At 50.8% G+C, this 13607-nt stretch carries 12 protein-coding genes and 4 tRNA genes; 1 reads left to right on the top strand and 15 read right to left on the bottom strand.

Features of this window, described 5'->3' with window-relative positions:
• Positions 1-41: 41 nt before the first annotated feature.
• The 15 genes from rpoB to NX720_RS13165 form a co-directional block, all read right to left on the bottom strand.
• On the bottom strand, positions 42-4121 hold the full coding sequence (gene rpoB, locus NX720_RS13235) for a DNA-directed RNA polymerase subunit beta (protein WP_262595300.1): 4080 nt from the start codon (positions 4119-4121) through the stop codon (positions 42-44).
• 564 nt (positions 4122-4685) lie between these two features.
• The gene (rplL, locus tag NX720_RS13230; RefSeq protein ID WP_262595299.1) at positions 4686-5060 is read right to left on the bottom strand and encodes a 50S ribosomal protein L7/L12; all 375 of its coding nucleotides are present in this window, start codon (positions 5058-5060) and stop codon (positions 4686-4688) included.
• A gap of 93 nt (positions 5061-5153) precedes the next feature.
• On the bottom strand, positions 5154-5684 hold the full coding sequence (gene rplJ / locus NX720_RS13225) for a 50S ribosomal protein L10 (RefSeq protein WP_262565533.1): 531 nt from the start codon (positions 5682-5684) through the stop codon (positions 5154-5156).
• Between the two features lie 334 nt (positions 5685-6018).
• The gene (rplA, locus tag NX720_RS13220) at positions 6019-6714 is read right to left on the bottom strand and encodes a 50S ribosomal protein L1 (protein ID WP_262595298.1); all 696 of its coding nucleotides are present in this window, start codon (positions 6712-6714) and stop codon (positions 6019-6021) included.
• Positions 6714-7148 (bottom strand): 50S ribosomal protein L11, encoded by a 435-nt coding sequence (gene rplK / locus NX720_RS13215; protein ID WP_262565531.1) that lies wholly within the window; start codon positions 7146-7148, stop codon positions 6714-6716. The genes rplA and rplK overlap by 1 nt, the downstream gene beginning before the upstream one ends.
• Before the next feature lie 199 nt (positions 7149-7347).
• Positions 7348-7881 (bottom strand): transcription termination/antitermination protein NusG, encoded by a 534-nt coding sequence (nusG, locus tag NX720_RS13210; protein WP_262595297.1) that lies wholly within the window; start codon positions 7879-7881, stop codon positions 7348-7350.
• 10 nt (positions 7882-7891) lie between these two features.
• Entirely contained in the window at positions 7892-8263 is a 372-nt protein-coding gene (gene secE / locus NX720_RS13205) for a preprotein translocase subunit SecE (protein WP_034877889.1), read from the bottom strand.
• A 78-nt stretch (positions 8264-8341) separates the two neighbouring features.
• A tRNA-Trp gene (locus tag NX720_RS13200) sits at positions 8342-8417 on the bottom strand.
• A 149-nt stretch (positions 8418-8566) separates the two neighbouring features.
• Positions 8567-8642: transfer RNA gene (locus tag NX720_RS13195), tRNA-Thr, on the bottom strand.
• A gap of 44 nt (positions 8643-8686) precedes the next feature.
• Positions 8687-8760, bottom strand: a tRNA-Gly gene (locus NX720_RS13190).
• Between the two features lie 86 nt (positions 8761-8846).
• Positions 8847-8930 (bottom strand) — tRNA-Tyr (locus NX720_RS13185).
• Between the two features lie 156 nt (positions 8931-9086).
• Positions 9087-9776: an SPOR domain-containing protein gene (locus NX720_RS13180; RefSeq protein ID WP_262595296.1), complete on the bottom strand. Its 690-nt coding sequence runs from the start codon at positions 9774-9776 to the stop codon at positions 9087-9089.
• Between the two features lie 17 nt (positions 9777-9793).
• Positions 9794-10558, bottom strand: coding sequence for a type III pantothenate kinase (locus NX720_RS13175; protein WP_262595295.1), 765 nt, complete (start codon positions 10556-10558; stop codon positions 9794-9796).
• Complete coding sequence (birA, locus tag NX720_RS13170) at positions 10555-11532, bottom strand: bifunctional biotin--[acetyl-CoA-carboxylase] ligase/biotin operon repressor BirA (protein WP_262595294.1); 978 nt, start codon at positions 11530-11532, stop codon at positions 10555-10557. The genes NX720_RS13175 and birA overlap by 4 nt, the downstream gene beginning before the upstream one ends.
• Before the next feature lie 14 nt (positions 11533-11546).
• Positions 11547-12734 carry a multidrug effflux MFS transporter gene (locus NX720_RS13165; protein WP_262595293.1) on the bottom strand — a complete coding sequence of 396 codons (1188 nt, stop codon included), beginning with the start codon at positions 12732-12734 and terminating at the stop codon, positions 11547-11549.
• A 101-nt stretch (positions 12735-12835) separates the two neighbouring features.
• On the opposite strand from NX720_RS13165, the gene NX720_RS13160 reads away from it, so the two are divergent.
• Entirely contained in the window at positions 12836-13603 is a 768-nt protein-coding gene (locus NX720_RS13160; RefSeq protein WP_262595292.1) for an AraC family transcriptional regulator, read from the top strand.
• Positions 13604-13607 lie beyond the last annotated feature (4 nt).

Genomic DNA, 13607 nt, shown 5'->3' with positions numbered 1-13607 from the left:
AATGAAAGGCAGTCTTCCCGACTGCCTTCCCTCGCGTTTTGTTATTCGGTGTCCAGCTCGATGTCGATACCCAGAGAGCGAATCTCTTTCAACAGTACGTTGAAGGATTCAGGCATTCCGGGCTCCATACGGTGGTCCCCATCGACGATATTCTTATACATCTTGGTACGACCAGCCACGTCATCGGACTTAACTGTCAGCATTTCCTGCAGGGTGTAGGCGGCACCGTACGCTTCAAGCGCCCATACCTCCATCTCACCGAATCGCTGACCACCGAATTGGGCCTTACCACCCAGCGGCTGCTGGGTAACCAGAGAGTAAGAACCGGTAGAACGTGCGTGCATCTTGTCATCAACCAGGTGGTTGAGCTTCAGCATGTACATGTAACCAACGGTTACCGGACGGTCAAAAGAGTCGCCTGTACGACCGTCAAACAGAGTCACCTGACCGGTGTCGCTCATGTCAGCCAGACGCAGCAGCTCCTTAACTTCGGATTCCTTGGCACCGTCGAATACGGAAGTTGCCATTGGAACACCGCCACGCAGGTTCTTCGCCAGATCCATGATCTCTTCATCAGAGAAAGAATCCAGATCTTCCTGACGACGGCTGCCGCCTACGCCATTGTAGACCTGATCCAGGAAGTCACGGATTTCAGCGACTTTCTTCTGGGACTCAATCATACGATTGATCTTGTGACCCAGACCACGAGCTGCCGCACCCAGGTGAGTTTCCAGTACCTGCCCAACGTTCATACGGGACGGTACACCCAGAGGGTTCAGTACGATATCAACCGGGTTACCTTCCGCATCGTGTGGCATGTCTTCCACAGGCATGATGATGGAGATAACACCCTTGTTACCGTGACGACCCGCCATCTTGTCACCAGGCTGGATGCGACGTTTGATAGCCAGGTAAACCTTAACGATTTTCAGCACGCCTGGTGCCATGTCGTCACCGGTTTGCAGTTTTTTCTTCTTGTCTTCGAAGCGCTCGTCGAGCTGGGCACGACGTTCTTTCAGCTGTTCTCTGGCCAGGTCCAGCTGTTCGTTCAGCGTTTCTTCAGACATGGACAGTTTGAACCACTGTTCGTGTTCCAGTCCGTCCAGGTATTCGTCAGAGATAGTGTCGCCCTTCGCCAGAGCCGGACCACGATCTACAGACTGACCACGCAGAGCTTCACGCAGACGGTCGAAGGTATCTTCCTCAACCACACGGAACTCTTCGTTCAGGTCTTTACGGTATTCGTCCAGTGCCGCCTTTTCGATGGCCTGGGCGCGGCTGTCTTTTTCAACGCCGTCACGGGTGAATACCTGTACGTCAATCACGGTACCTTTAACAGAGGTCGGTACACGCAGAGACGTATCTTTAACGTCAGAGGCTTTCTCACCGAAGATGGCACGCAGCAGTTTTTCTTCCGGAGTCAGCTGGGTTTCACCCTTAGGCGTAACCTTGCCGACCAGAATGTCACCTGCGCCTACTTCAGCACCTACGTACACGATACCGGCTTCGTCCAGCTTGTTCAGAGCGGACTCACCTACGTTTGGAATATCAGAAGTGATCTCTTCTGGTCCCAGTTTGGTATCACGCGCCACACAGGTCAGTTCCTGAATGTGGATGGTAGTGAAACGGTCTTCCTGAACCACACGCTCAGAGATGAGGATGGAGTCCTCGAAGTTGTAACCGTTCCATGGCATGAACGCCACGCGCATGTTCTGACCCAGAGCCAGTTCACCCATGTCGACGGAAGGACCGTCAGCCAGGATATCGCCTGCAGCGATACGCTCGCCGTTTTTAACCAGCGCGCGCTGGTTGATGCAGGTGTTCTGGTTAGAACGTGTGTACTTAGTCAGGTTGTAGATGTCTACACCCGCTTCGCCTGGCTGAACTTCGTCATCGTTGACACGGATAACAATTCGAGCGGCGTCAACGGTATCAACATAGCCACCACGACGAGCCACAACACAGACGCCGGAGTCGGACGCAACATTGCGCTCCATACCCGTACCAACCAGCGGCTTGTCAGCACGCAGGGTTGGAACCGCCTGACGTTGCATGTTCGATCCCATCAGGGCCCGGTTAGCATCGTCGTGCTCAAGGAATGGAATCAGGGATGCCGCTACAGACACTACCTGTTTGGTGGAAACGTCCATGTACTGAACTTTTTCCGGGCCCATCAGGTGAGTTTCACCACGGTGACGTACGTTAACCAGTTCTTCGGTCAGACGGTTGTCATTATCCAGGCCGGCAGAAGCCTGCGCGATAACGAACTCGCCTTCTTCGATCGCAGACAGGTAATCCACCTGCTCAGTGACCTGACCGTCCACTACCTTACGGTATGGAGATTCCAGGAAGCCATAGTCGTTGGCGCGAGCGTAAGTCGCCAGGGAGTTAATCAGACCGATGTTTGGACCTTCAGGGGTCTCGATCGGACAAACCCGCCCATAGTGAGTAGCGTGTACGTCCCGAACCTCAAAGCCTGCACGTTCACGAGTCAGACCGCCCGGGCCCAACGCAGATACACGACGCTTGTGAGTTACTTCGGACAGCGGGTTGTTCTGGTCCATAAACTGAGACAGCTGGGAGGAACCAAAGAACTCTTTGATAGCAGCCGCCACTGGCTTGGCATTGATCAGGTCCTGAGGCATCAGGCCTTCAGACTCAGCCAGGCTCAGACGCTCCTTAACGGCGCGCTCAACACGCACCAGACCAACACGGAACTGGTTTTCAGCCATTTCACCCACGGAACGGACACGACGGTTACCAAGGTGGTCGATATCGTCACAAACACCTTTACCGTTGCGAATGTCTACCAGGGTTTTCAGAGTATCAACGATATCCTGATTATCCAGCACACCCGGACCAGTATCCGACTCACGACCCAGTCGACGGTTGAACTTCATACGACCAACGCCAGATAAGTCATAGCGCTCGGCAGAGAAGAACAGGTTACCGAACAGGGCTTCTGCAGCTTCCTGAGTAGGTGGCTCACCCGGACGCATCATACGGTAGATTTCTACCAGTGCTTCCAGGCGGTTGGTAGTGGTGTCGGCACGCAGGGTGTCAGAAATATAGGAACCACAGTCCAACTCGTTGGTGTACAGGGTTTCAATCTGCTTAACGCCAGCAGCCAGCAGTTTTTCGTAAACTTCCGGAGTGATTTCGGTGTTACAGTCAACAACGATCTCACCCGTCGCCTGGTGCACAACGGTCTTACCCAGGATTTTACCGTAGACATACTCTACCGGAGCTTCGATACGCTGGATGTTTGCTTTTTGCAGCTGGCGGATGTGACGTGCAGTCACACGACGACCCATCTCAACGATCACATTACCTTCGTTGTCCTTGATGTCAAAGCTGGCCGCTTCACCACGCAGACGATCGGCCACCAGATCAGTACTGACATTTTCTGAGCCAATCTGGAAAGGTACTGTGTCGAAGAAGTAATCCAGAATTTCTTCGTTGCCCATGCCCAGGGCACGCAACAGAATAGTGGCAGGCAGCTTACGACGACGGTCAATTCGTACGAACAGCTGATCCTTTGGATCGAATTCAAAATCCAACCATGAGCCACGGTAAGGAATAACGCGAGCGGAGTACAGCAGCTTACCGGAAGAGTGAGTCTTACCACGGTCGTGGTCGAAGAACACGCCCGGAGAACGGTGCAGCTGGGATACGATTACACGTTCAGTACCATTGATTACAAAGGTACCGTTTTCAGTCATGAGCGGAATTTCGCCCATGTAGACTTCCTGTTCCTTGATGTCCTTGATCGCCTTGTTGGCGGAGTCTTTGTCATAGATAATCAGGCGCACTTTTACCCGCAGAGGTACTGCGTAAGTGACACCACGAAGTTGACATTCCTTGACATCAAAAGCTGGAGTACCGAGCCTGTAGCTCACATATTCCAGCGCCGCATTGCCTGAGTAACTAACAATTGGAAATACGGACTTGAAGGCAGCGTGCAGACCAATGTCTTCACGCGCGGCCGGCTCTTTTCCGGTTTGCAGCAGCTTGTGATAAGAATCAAGCTGAATCGCCAGAAGATACGGCACATTCATGACATGCGGCAGTTTGCCGAAGTCTTTGCGGATGCGTTTTTTCTCTGTATACGAGTATGCCATCAGCGTTCCCCAGCTTGGTCACCTGGTCCTGGCTTCAGACCGTCTGGTCTGGCCATCTAGGTTTTGATGAGGGCGGGTGGCCCCCTTTTGACACCCAATGAATACGGTGATTAACAACCGTTAAACCGTTGCATGAGCTTTAGCGTCTGGCTAACTGAACCTTCCGCCACTCGTGCAACCAATGCCAGTCGTCATGACTGACACCCCCTGAAGTGATCCAAACCGTACACCTGTCCGCCCAGAACGACTCCGGAACCTACCAGTGTACATGTCTTCCATATCATTTTCAGGGTTTTTACCTATATCTCCGTCACTTTATTTCGCAACGAGATATAGCTAGTGCCATAAAAAAAAATTTCCCCACCTGCGCTTGCGCAATATTCATACAAACCTGCACAAAAACGGTGACGAAATATTTTCATTTATGACTGCCTGAGCTCATCATTGCTTTAAGTAGCAAAACGATACAGCTCATACAACGGGAAAAAGGCCGGTGCCATTCAGGCACCAGCCCACCTGAGACTATTATGCAATAGACCCCGGATTATGCAACTTTACGTAGAATTACTTGACTTCTACGGAAGCGCCAGCTTCTTCCAGTTGCTTCTTCAGCTCTTCAGCTTCGTCCTTGCTCACGCCTTCTTTCAGAGGAGCTGGAGCGCCGTCAACGATGCCCTTAGCTTCTTTCAGACCCAGGCCGGTAGCAGCACGTACAACCTTGATTACGTTGACTTTCTTGTCGCCAGCGCCAGTCAGGATTACGTCGAACTCAGTCTTTTCTTCAGCAGCAGCGCCAGCTTCAGCGGCAACTGGAGCAGCAGCAACAGCAGCAGCAGCGGAAACGCCGAACTTCTCTTCCATTGCTTCAACCAGCTCAACAACGTCCATTACGGACATTTCAGCGATTGCATTCAGGATATCTTCTTTAGACAGTGCCATGTCTATATCTCCAAAAAATTGGGTTGGGGTATAAGCCCCGAAATTCATTTAAAAACGAGAGAAAGCAGTAAGCTCTAACAGTCAAAAAGACGATTAAGCGGCTTTCTTCTTCTCGTCGGCAACAGCTGCCACTACACGTGTAATGCTTGCCGGGAACTCGTTCAGAGTTCGTGCCAGCTTGGTTACAGGTGCAATCATTACGCTCATCAGCATTGCGCGAGCCTGGTCCAGAGTAGGCATCTTAGCCAGAACATCAATCTGCTCTGCGCCCAGAACCTGTCCAGAGATGGACAGTGCCTTAACTTCCAGTTCCTTGTTCTCTTTAGCGAAGTCTTTAATCAGACGCGCGGCCGCGCCCGGATCTTCCTGAGAGAAGGCCAGAACTGTTGGACCTACCAGGACGTCCTGCAGACACTCAAAATCAGTGCCTTCAACTGCACGGCGAGCCAGAGTGTTACGTACAACCTTGAGGTATACGCCACCGTCACGGGCTTGCTTACGCAGTTCGGTCATTTGACCAACAGTCAGACCACGGTAATCCGCAATAACAGCCGACAGAGCGCTTTGTGCAGCCTCGCTGACTTCGGCGACAATCGCCTTCTTGTCTTCGAGTCCTAACGCCATGGGCTTTACTCCAAATATCCGAAGTTAACCCTGCTGCATACAATCTATATAAAAGCTATGCATCAGGGACTTACAATACGGTGATGGGTCACTGAATTCAGAAAATTGTTCTAAATCCGTGTTCACCGTCTACGCAGGAAATTAAGCGCCAACCTTTTTGTCCATCCCTTAGACGAACCCCACCCGATTGAACTCAAGCAGGAACAGGTCTTTGCACCTACGATCTTTGACGACCTCCGAAACCGGAGACCCCAAAGTCTTTTGGGTTACGGGTAGCCAGTTCCTCTGACCACCTGCAACTCAGGTCAGCTGTCTGAAAGACAAATGCCCTTAATTAGATCTCGAGAGATGCAATGTCGATGGTCAGACCCGGGCCCATAGTAGAGGACAGGGTAACCTTCTTCATGTAAACGCCTTTGCTGGTAGCAGGCTTCAGCTTCTTCAGCTCAGCCATCAGCGCTTCAACGTTTTGCTTCAGGGAAGCCGCATCGAAATCGATCTTGCCGATACCAGCGTGAACGATACCGTTCTTGTCAGTACGGAAACGAACCTGACCTGCTTTAGCGTTCTTAACCGCGTCAGCAACGTTAGGCGTTACAGTACCCACTTTAGGGTTAGGCATCAGGCCACGTGGACCCAGAATCTGACCCAGCTGACCAACAACACGCATTGCGTCCGGAGAAGCAATAACAACGTCGAAGTTCAGTTCGCCAGCTTTGACCTGAGCAGCCAGATCGTCCATACCAATGATGTCTGCACCAGCAGCTTTAGCAGCTTCAGCGTTAGCGCCCTGTGTGAACACAGCAACACGAACGTCTTTACCAGTACCGTTTGGCAGAACAGAAGAGCCACGTACAACCTGGTCGGATTTACGAGGATCCACACCCAGGTTGACAGCGATTTCTACAGATTCTTTGAATTTAACGCTGGAAACCTCTTTCAGAAGGTTTGCAGCTTCTTCGAAGGAGTAAGCCTTGGTCGCTTCAACCTTCTCAGCAATCATTTTTGCGCGCTTGGACATCTTCGCCATTATTCTACACCTTCCACATTCAGACCCATGGAACGAGCGGAACCAGCGATAGTGCGGATAGCCGCATCTTCGTCAGCAGCGGTCAGATCAGGTTCTTTGATCTTGGCAACTTCCAGCAGCTGTTCACGAGTAACAGTACCCACTTTTTCAGTGTTAGGACGGCCAGAACCTTTCTTCAGCTTCAGTACTTTCTTCAGCAGTACAGAAGCAGGTGGAGTCTTGGTTTCGAACGTGAAGCTGCGGTCACCGTAAACAGTGATCACAACGGGTACAGGCATACCAGCGTCGAGTTCCTGAGTCTTAGCGTTAAACGCCTTACAGAACTCCATGATGTTCACGCCGTGCTGACCCAGTGCCGGACCTACGGGTGGGGAAGGATTAGCTTTACCTGCAGGTACCTGCAGTTTGATGTAAGCTTCGACTTTCTTAGCCATTGCAACCTCTACATCGGGTCAACGCTTCCATGAATAGCCATGCAGGTTATTTCAACCCATCATTCAGCTAATCAGTTCAGCTACCCATTAACAGGGCACTATCCGAAGCTCTCGCTCGCAATCATGCCCTTAGATAAAAACCCTGCATCGTTTGGTGATTCACCAACCAGTGCAGGGTTTCATTATAAAAATCTGTCTCTCAGACTTTCTCGACCTGGGAGAATTCCAGCTCTACCGGTGTGGAGCGACCGAAAATCATTACCGCCACATGCAGGCGACTCTTTTCATAGTTCACTTCTTCAACCACACCATTGAAGTCCGCAAAAGGACCGTCAATAACACGAACCATCTCACCAGGTTCGAACAGCGTCTTCGGACGAGGCTTCTCGGCCCCTTCATGAACACGCTGAAGAATAGCGTCCGCCTCTTTCTCGGTGATCGGCGCTGGCTTGTCGGCTGTGCCGCCAATAAAGCCCATCACTCGCGGCGTATCTTTAATAAGATGCCAGCTATCGTCGTTCATTTCCATCTGAACTAACACGTAGCCAGGAAAGAACTTACGCTCACTTTTGCGTTTCTGACCGTTCCGAATCTCGACTACTTCTTCGGTAGGCACCAGAATCTCACCAAAGAGATCCTCCATGCTGAACCGCTGCACTCGCTCTTTCAGCGAACGCATTACCTGCTTTTCGTAGCCGGAGTAGGCATGCACTACATACCAACGCTTCGCCATAGTTCTTTCCCTATCCAATCAAGCTGCTGATAGCCCAGCCTAGCAGAGAATCGAGCGCCCATAAAATGAGACCCATAACAATAACCACGGCGACAACAATCAGCGTGGTTTGCACAGTTTCCTGGCGTGTAGGCCAAACAACCTTGCGAATCTCGACCTTGGCATCTTTAACGAGGTTCCAGAAGGCACCGCCCTTCACTGTTTGCAGACCAATATAGCCAGCAACAGCGCCCAGAGCCAGCAAGGCTACAACGCGGTAAAGAATAGACTCAGCAGAGAAGTAATAATTCCCGTAAGCGCCAACAGCGACCAGGGCAAATACCAGACCCCACTTAAGGCCATCAAGACGACCTTCAGCCGCCACTTCTGGTTTTCCACTCATTAGTTTGATTTTCTCTCTAGAAAAGCCCCACCCAAAAACAGTAAACATGGTAAAAGAGTGAAGGCTTGAATCAAGAAATGGCAGGCCAGGAGGGACTCGAACCCCCAACAGCCGGTTTTGGAAACCGGTGCTCTACCAATTGAACTACTGGCCTGTATCTACGAGCGCCTTACTTTGCTCTTCTAGACACAAGGACCGACCAATTATAATTGACCATACCCTATCTGAAAAGCGTTATTATTTTTGATCTGTGAGGCATAAAAATAAGGGGCAGATAAAATCCTCTATCTACCCCTATGCTTCTGGAGCTCTTAACCGGATTTGAACCGGTGACCTCATCCTTACCAAGGATGCGCTCTACCAACTGAGCTATAAGAGCAACTTCCTGACCGCACTTAACTAATAAGCGGACAAGATTAATATTGGAGCGGGTAGCGGGGATCGAACCCGCATCATCAGCTTGGAAGGCTGAGGTTCTACCATTGAACTATACCCGCAACATAAAACGCATAGCGAGACTCACATCTTGTGATACTCACACAGCCTTCAATCTTCCATGATTTCAAGATCGAAGACAAGAATTTGGTGGTGGGGGCTGGATTCGAACCAGCGAAGCTTTCGCGTCAGATTTACAGTCTGATCCCTTTGGCCGCTCGGGAACCCCACCGAACGCTGCGCTATTGTATCCGGCGACATTTCAAAGTCAAGCTGTTGTTTTCAACGTTTAACTCAGTGAGTTATTTGAAAACTCAATCGACTAACTACTTACCAGTTAAGCTGATTGCCTTGCTTTGCCTGGATGTCCCCGAAGCGCAGGCGTATATTAGTGAATTGATGGTTCGGTTGCAATCCCTTTGCAGCTTTTTTCTAATACTTTCAGACCGTTGTATTCTTTCGCAAAATTTTCCCACATAGCGTCAGTCACTTTATCAGCCTGTTTAGCTGCCAGTTCCAGCCAGTAGGTTTGCGGTTGCCTTGCCAGACGCTTGATCCGGGTTTCATAGCCTGCCGCTAATAAACGACTACTGACTTTATTAGCCGAAGCTTCTTTACTGAAAAGCCCGAGGGATATTCCGTTGGTCAGTTCTCCCTGTGTAATAACAAAGCTATCGATCCCCTGGCCCTGGAGTTCCCGCAGCAGCCGAATAGCCGCATCCCTGCCTGCAAGCGGCGGAATATGTACCCAGTGGTCGTAACTGTTTGCTTCATTATCGGATCGCTCTGAGCTGGTCACCCCAAGGGAAAAAAGCCGCTGCTGCATTTCATCCGCTTTAGCGGATGAGTCGAAGGGCCCCACAACAAGGCATTGGCTATTGCGGGCAGTCTCTGGCTCAGAATACTCACTTCTTTCTACCGGTTCAGGCAGAAGATCGGATTTAGGAAGGTTTTTGCCACTTTCCGACCAGAGAACCAGTCGTTTTCCCTGAGGTTTCTCAGGCTCTGATACTACTGCTTTAGCGTAACGACTCTGTGACTGCTGGTAAGTTCCCCAGGCAAAGTAACCTGTATTCATGAGCAGCAGTAACAATATTATCCAGCGCATCCTTTTCTTTCTTCCCTGACTGCTATTTCCAAACCGTCCATTATCAGGTCAGGCATTAAACTCACCCTTCCTTCTTTATAGACATCGATTAACGGTTCAAGCTGACCGCCATCACCTCCGGAGAGAATAACGCGGGAACCGGGATATTGAGCCACAACCCGATCAATCAGCGCCAGCGACATAGCCAGCGCACCATGCTGAATACAATCAACCATATTTCTTCCCAGGGTAAGATCATTGTTATCGGTTGATTCAATATATTTGAGCTTCCCCGTATTGGACGCCAGAGTTTTTTTCATAAGGCTAATACCCGGAACAATATACCCCCCCAGATGCAGCCCGGTTTTATCCAGTACATCAATAGTGATGGCCGTACCGCAATCGACAACGACTTTACTGTCCTGTGTTTTGGTTGCATGGGCAGCCAGCATGGCCAGCCAGCGATCCACCCCCAGTTTTTCAGGTTCGTCGTAAGACAAGGTCACGCCAGCCGATACTTTTTTTGCCGCTGCTTTATATAAAGGGACAGTCTGAGTCGCCAGGACATGCTTTTTGATCTGCTCAAATCGTTCATTTCCAGACACAATGGAAACACTCACCTGATCCAGCCTGCCAACTGTATCAAGAAAACCGGGAAGTACTGTATCCCAGTCCTCCGTGTTACAGAAAAAACCTGAACTGGCGGGCTGGCCATTTTCCCGCAGCAACCATTTTAAGCGGGTATTGCCCGCATCGAACTGAAGTGTTCTCATGATTTCCTCAACGAAACCTCACCACCGTTAAACACTTTGACACCGGTTTCCGTTTTTATCAGCAAACCACCCTGTTCATTAACTCCGACATTCAAACCCTTTTCCTTTCGACCCGTTACTTCGACACTCACCTCCTGCCCCCTGAAAGCGTCGTATTCACTCCACTGGTCTTTATACAAAGCAAAGCCACCGTGTGAAAAACCTTCCAGCATGTGGCTAAGCGTATTAATGAGCTGCGCCACCACAGCATTGCGGCTAACCGCTTTACCACACACCTGATAGAGATCAACAGCCGGCTGTCCAATCCCTTTTTTCTGTTCTTCACTGAGCTTTATATTGATACCAATACCAATAATGACATCGCATTCCCCCGTAGGGTCGCCATGCACCTCAAGCAATATACCGCTGAGTTTTTTTCCTTGCCACAACACATCGTTTGGCCATTTCAACTCAAGGTTTCTTGCGCCATTAGCCTCCAGAGCTTTTAGTACAGCAAGCCCGACGGCAAGACTCAGGCCTTCCAGTGAAGCAGTACCTTCACTGATTCTCCAGTTTGCAGACATGGAAATGGTCGAGCCAAAAGGGCTGACCCAGGTTCTGCCTCGCCTGCCCCGACCACTGGTTTGATGCTCTGCCAGGCAAAATGTCATGCGCCCAGGTTGACCATCGCTCACTTCTTTTACCAGATCATTGGTAGAACCGGTGCTGAAGCAGGTGTGCAGTGTTACTGCATGATTCTCTATTGCATGACACAGCGACTCATCCAACCCTGCCTCAATCTTTTTCCGGTCAAGCAATTCTACTCCGTTTCCAAGGCGATAGCCTTTGCCCCGAACGGAGTCCAGCGACAGACCCAGCTCTTCCAGTGCTTTAAGTTTTTTCCAGACAGCCGCCCGACTAACTCCCAGAGTTTCTCCCAGCTCTTCCCCGGAGTGGAAGTGGCCATCAGCCAACAGGTTCAGTAACTTTTCCATCGACAGTCCCAATTCTATTCTGCCTGCATGATATGCCCTGAAACCCGCTCCCTCAAACTCCCCGTGAACTTTCTCTGGAAACCCTTGCATGATCTCCATGCCAATATCAGGCTAATCAAGCCTGCCACCAGCAGAACCAGCCCAATACTCTGAACCAGACCGGCAATGCCCAGCAGAACTCCCAGCATCAGGTAATAGCCCAGCCCAAAAAAAGCACCAGCAGTACCGACTACCTGACGATAATCGACCAGAGCCTGGCTAACAATGTTAGGAATGGCAATACCAAAACTGATCATAACCAGCACCATTGGCAGCAGGAACATCAGGGTATCCTGCAAACACCAGACACCAGCTCCCCCGACCACAGCCAATAAAGCGGCCAACAACACCAGCGAATCAGGCGATAATCGGGTTAGCAATCTTTTATTCAACAGACTGCCTGCTACCGAACCTATAGCCAGGACAACCCCACTATAACCAAACTCTGTCGGCCCATACCCCAGGCTTTCAAAAAGAAAAGGCGACAGAGAGTAATAGCTGAACACCATCAGGTTAAACAGGGCCACCAGCGCCATACTTGCCCACAGTCGTTTATCCAGAACCATGCGTCGACCTACCGCCCTCGAACTGACTCGTACCCCCTGACCGCGGTGGGTTTCAGGCAACCACTTAAGGGAGGTCAGCCAGAGAAGAATCGCCAGGAGACACAACACCAGAAAAACACCTTGATAACCAAAGCGGTCAGCCAGCAAACCACCACTAGCCAGCCCTATCACCGGACTGAGGGCAATCCCCATCCCCATCAGGGAAAAAATTGCGGCCAGTTCACTCCCCTCATAACAGTCACGCAGAATGGTCTGCGTGACGACAGAACCCACTGCTGCTCCAAAGGCCGAAACAACCCTTGCCAGCATTAACCATTCAAAACGATGCGTGAATAATGCCAGCAGAGCACCGCAGCCATACACTATCAGACCATAAAGCATGGCTTTTCGCCGACCGATGCGATCAGAAAGATAGCCCCAGAAAAAAACGCCCACAGCGAAGGCCAAAAAATAAACCGACAGTGTCTGGGCAGCCTCCTCAACCCTGACACCAAAGCCAGCAGCAATATCAGGCAATACCGGGCTATAAATCGTTTCCACAATCTGGGGAAACATCAGCAGTGTCACCAATAACAGTCGATGGGGTTTCTCTACCACTTCCTACTCCGGTTTGAAGCCAATAACAGGAGCACAAGTGTACTCATCAACAATTCGTCTGATTATCATCATAGGGACAAGAAATGTTAAAATAGGGACATATGGCACTGGTTAATGAACATCATCCTTTCAATCCGGATCAGCTGGATAACCCGGTTATTGGCTTTGCTGCCCGGACAGCGCACCACGACTCCGGTATGCACCAGCACCGGATGTCGCAGCTACTTTACGCCCCTTCAGGATGTATGAGCATCACCCTCGACAACAAACAATGTGTACTGCCCCCGACCCTGGCCGCCTGGATACCGGCAGGCATTCAGCATTGCGCCGTTATGCGGAACGTTGTCGCCTACCGCTCCATCTTTTTCAACCCGGATTATTTTGCAGACCTACCTGACCAGGTAGTTGTGATCGGTGTTAATGAGTTGCTAAAAGCAATGATAGAGCGGATCGCTTTCTGGCCATGGGATGAAAACATTGAGCAACAGGCTCCCCTGCTCACCCTGTTCCAGCAGGAGTTGCTGTCTGCCCCGACTGAAAACCTGCAACTACCCTTCCCTTGCGACCAGCGGTTGCAACACTGGCTGGAGACTCTGAAAGCCGGTAAACAACTGCCGGAGCCTCTAAACATCATGAGCCGTCATGTCGGTGCCAGCGAAAAGACCATCAGCCGCATCTTTCAGCAGGAAACCGGTATGCCTTACCAAAGCTGGCGTCAGCAGTGGCGGCTGCTAAAAGCCATTGAATTACTGGCAGAGCAACACAGCGTCATGCAGGTCGCCAGCGCCCTGGGATTTTCCAGTGACAGCGCATTTGTCAGCTTTTTCCGCAAACAGACGGGCACCACTCCCGGCCAGTATATTCAGTAACGTG

This window comes from Endozoicomonas euniceicola, assembly GCF_025562755.1.
In the GTDB taxonomy this organism is placed as follows: domain Bacteria; phylum Pseudomonadota; class Gammaproteobacteria; order Pseudomonadales; family Endozoicomonadaceae; genus Endozoicomonas_A; species Endozoicomonas_A euniceicola.
Note: the sequence above shows the minus strand (reverse complement) of the source record. Positions and strands in the feature narration are given on the sequence as shown.

What these genes read in the sequence shown, in the direction of transcription:
- rpoB (WP_262595300.1), bottom strand. Translation starts at nt 4,121, where the DNA reads ATGGCATACTCGTATACAGAGAAAAAACGCATCCGCAAAGACTTCGGC.
- rplL (WP_262595299.1), bottom strand. Translation starts at nt 5,060, where the DNA reads ATGGCACTGTCTAAAGAAGATATCCTGAATGCAATCGCTGAAATGTCC.
- rplJ (WP_262565533.1), bottom strand. Translation starts at nt 5,684, where the DNA reads ATGGCGTTAGGACTCGAAGACAAGAAGGCGATTGTCGCCGAAGTCAGC.
- rplA (WP_262595298.1), bottom strand. Translation starts at nt 6,714, where the DNA reads ATGGCGAAGATGTCCAAGCGCGCAAAAATGATTGCTGAGAAGGTTGAA.
- rplK (WP_262565531.1), bottom strand. Translation starts at nt 7,148, where the DNA reads ATGGCTAAGAAAGTCGAAGCTTACATCAAACTGCAGGTACCTGCAGGT.
- nusG (WP_262595297.1), bottom strand. Translation starts at nt 7,881, where the DNA reads ATGGCGAAGCGTTGGTATGTAGTGCATGCCTACTCCGGCTACGAAAAG.
- secE (WP_034877889.1), bottom strand. Translation starts at nt 8,263, where the DNA reads ATGAGTGGAAAACCAGAAGTGGCGGCTGAAGGTCGTCTTGATGGCCTT.
- NX720_RS13180 (WP_262595296.1), bottom strand. Translation starts at nt 9,776, where the DNA reads ATGAATACAGGTTACTTTGCCTGGGGAACTTACCAGCAGTCACAGAGT.
- NX720_RS13175 (WP_262595295.1), bottom strand. Translation starts at nt 10,558, where the DNA reads ATGAGAACACTTCAGTTCGATGCGGGCAATACCCGCTTAAAATGGTTG.
- birA (WP_262595294.1), bottom strand. Translation starts at nt 11,532, where the DNA reads ATGGAAAAGTTACTGAACCTGTTGGCTGATGGCCACTTCCACTCCGGG.
- NX720_RS13160 (WP_262595292.1), top strand. Translation starts at nt 12,836, where the DNA reads ATGGCACTGGTTAATGAACATCATCCTTTCAATCCGGATCAGCTGGAT.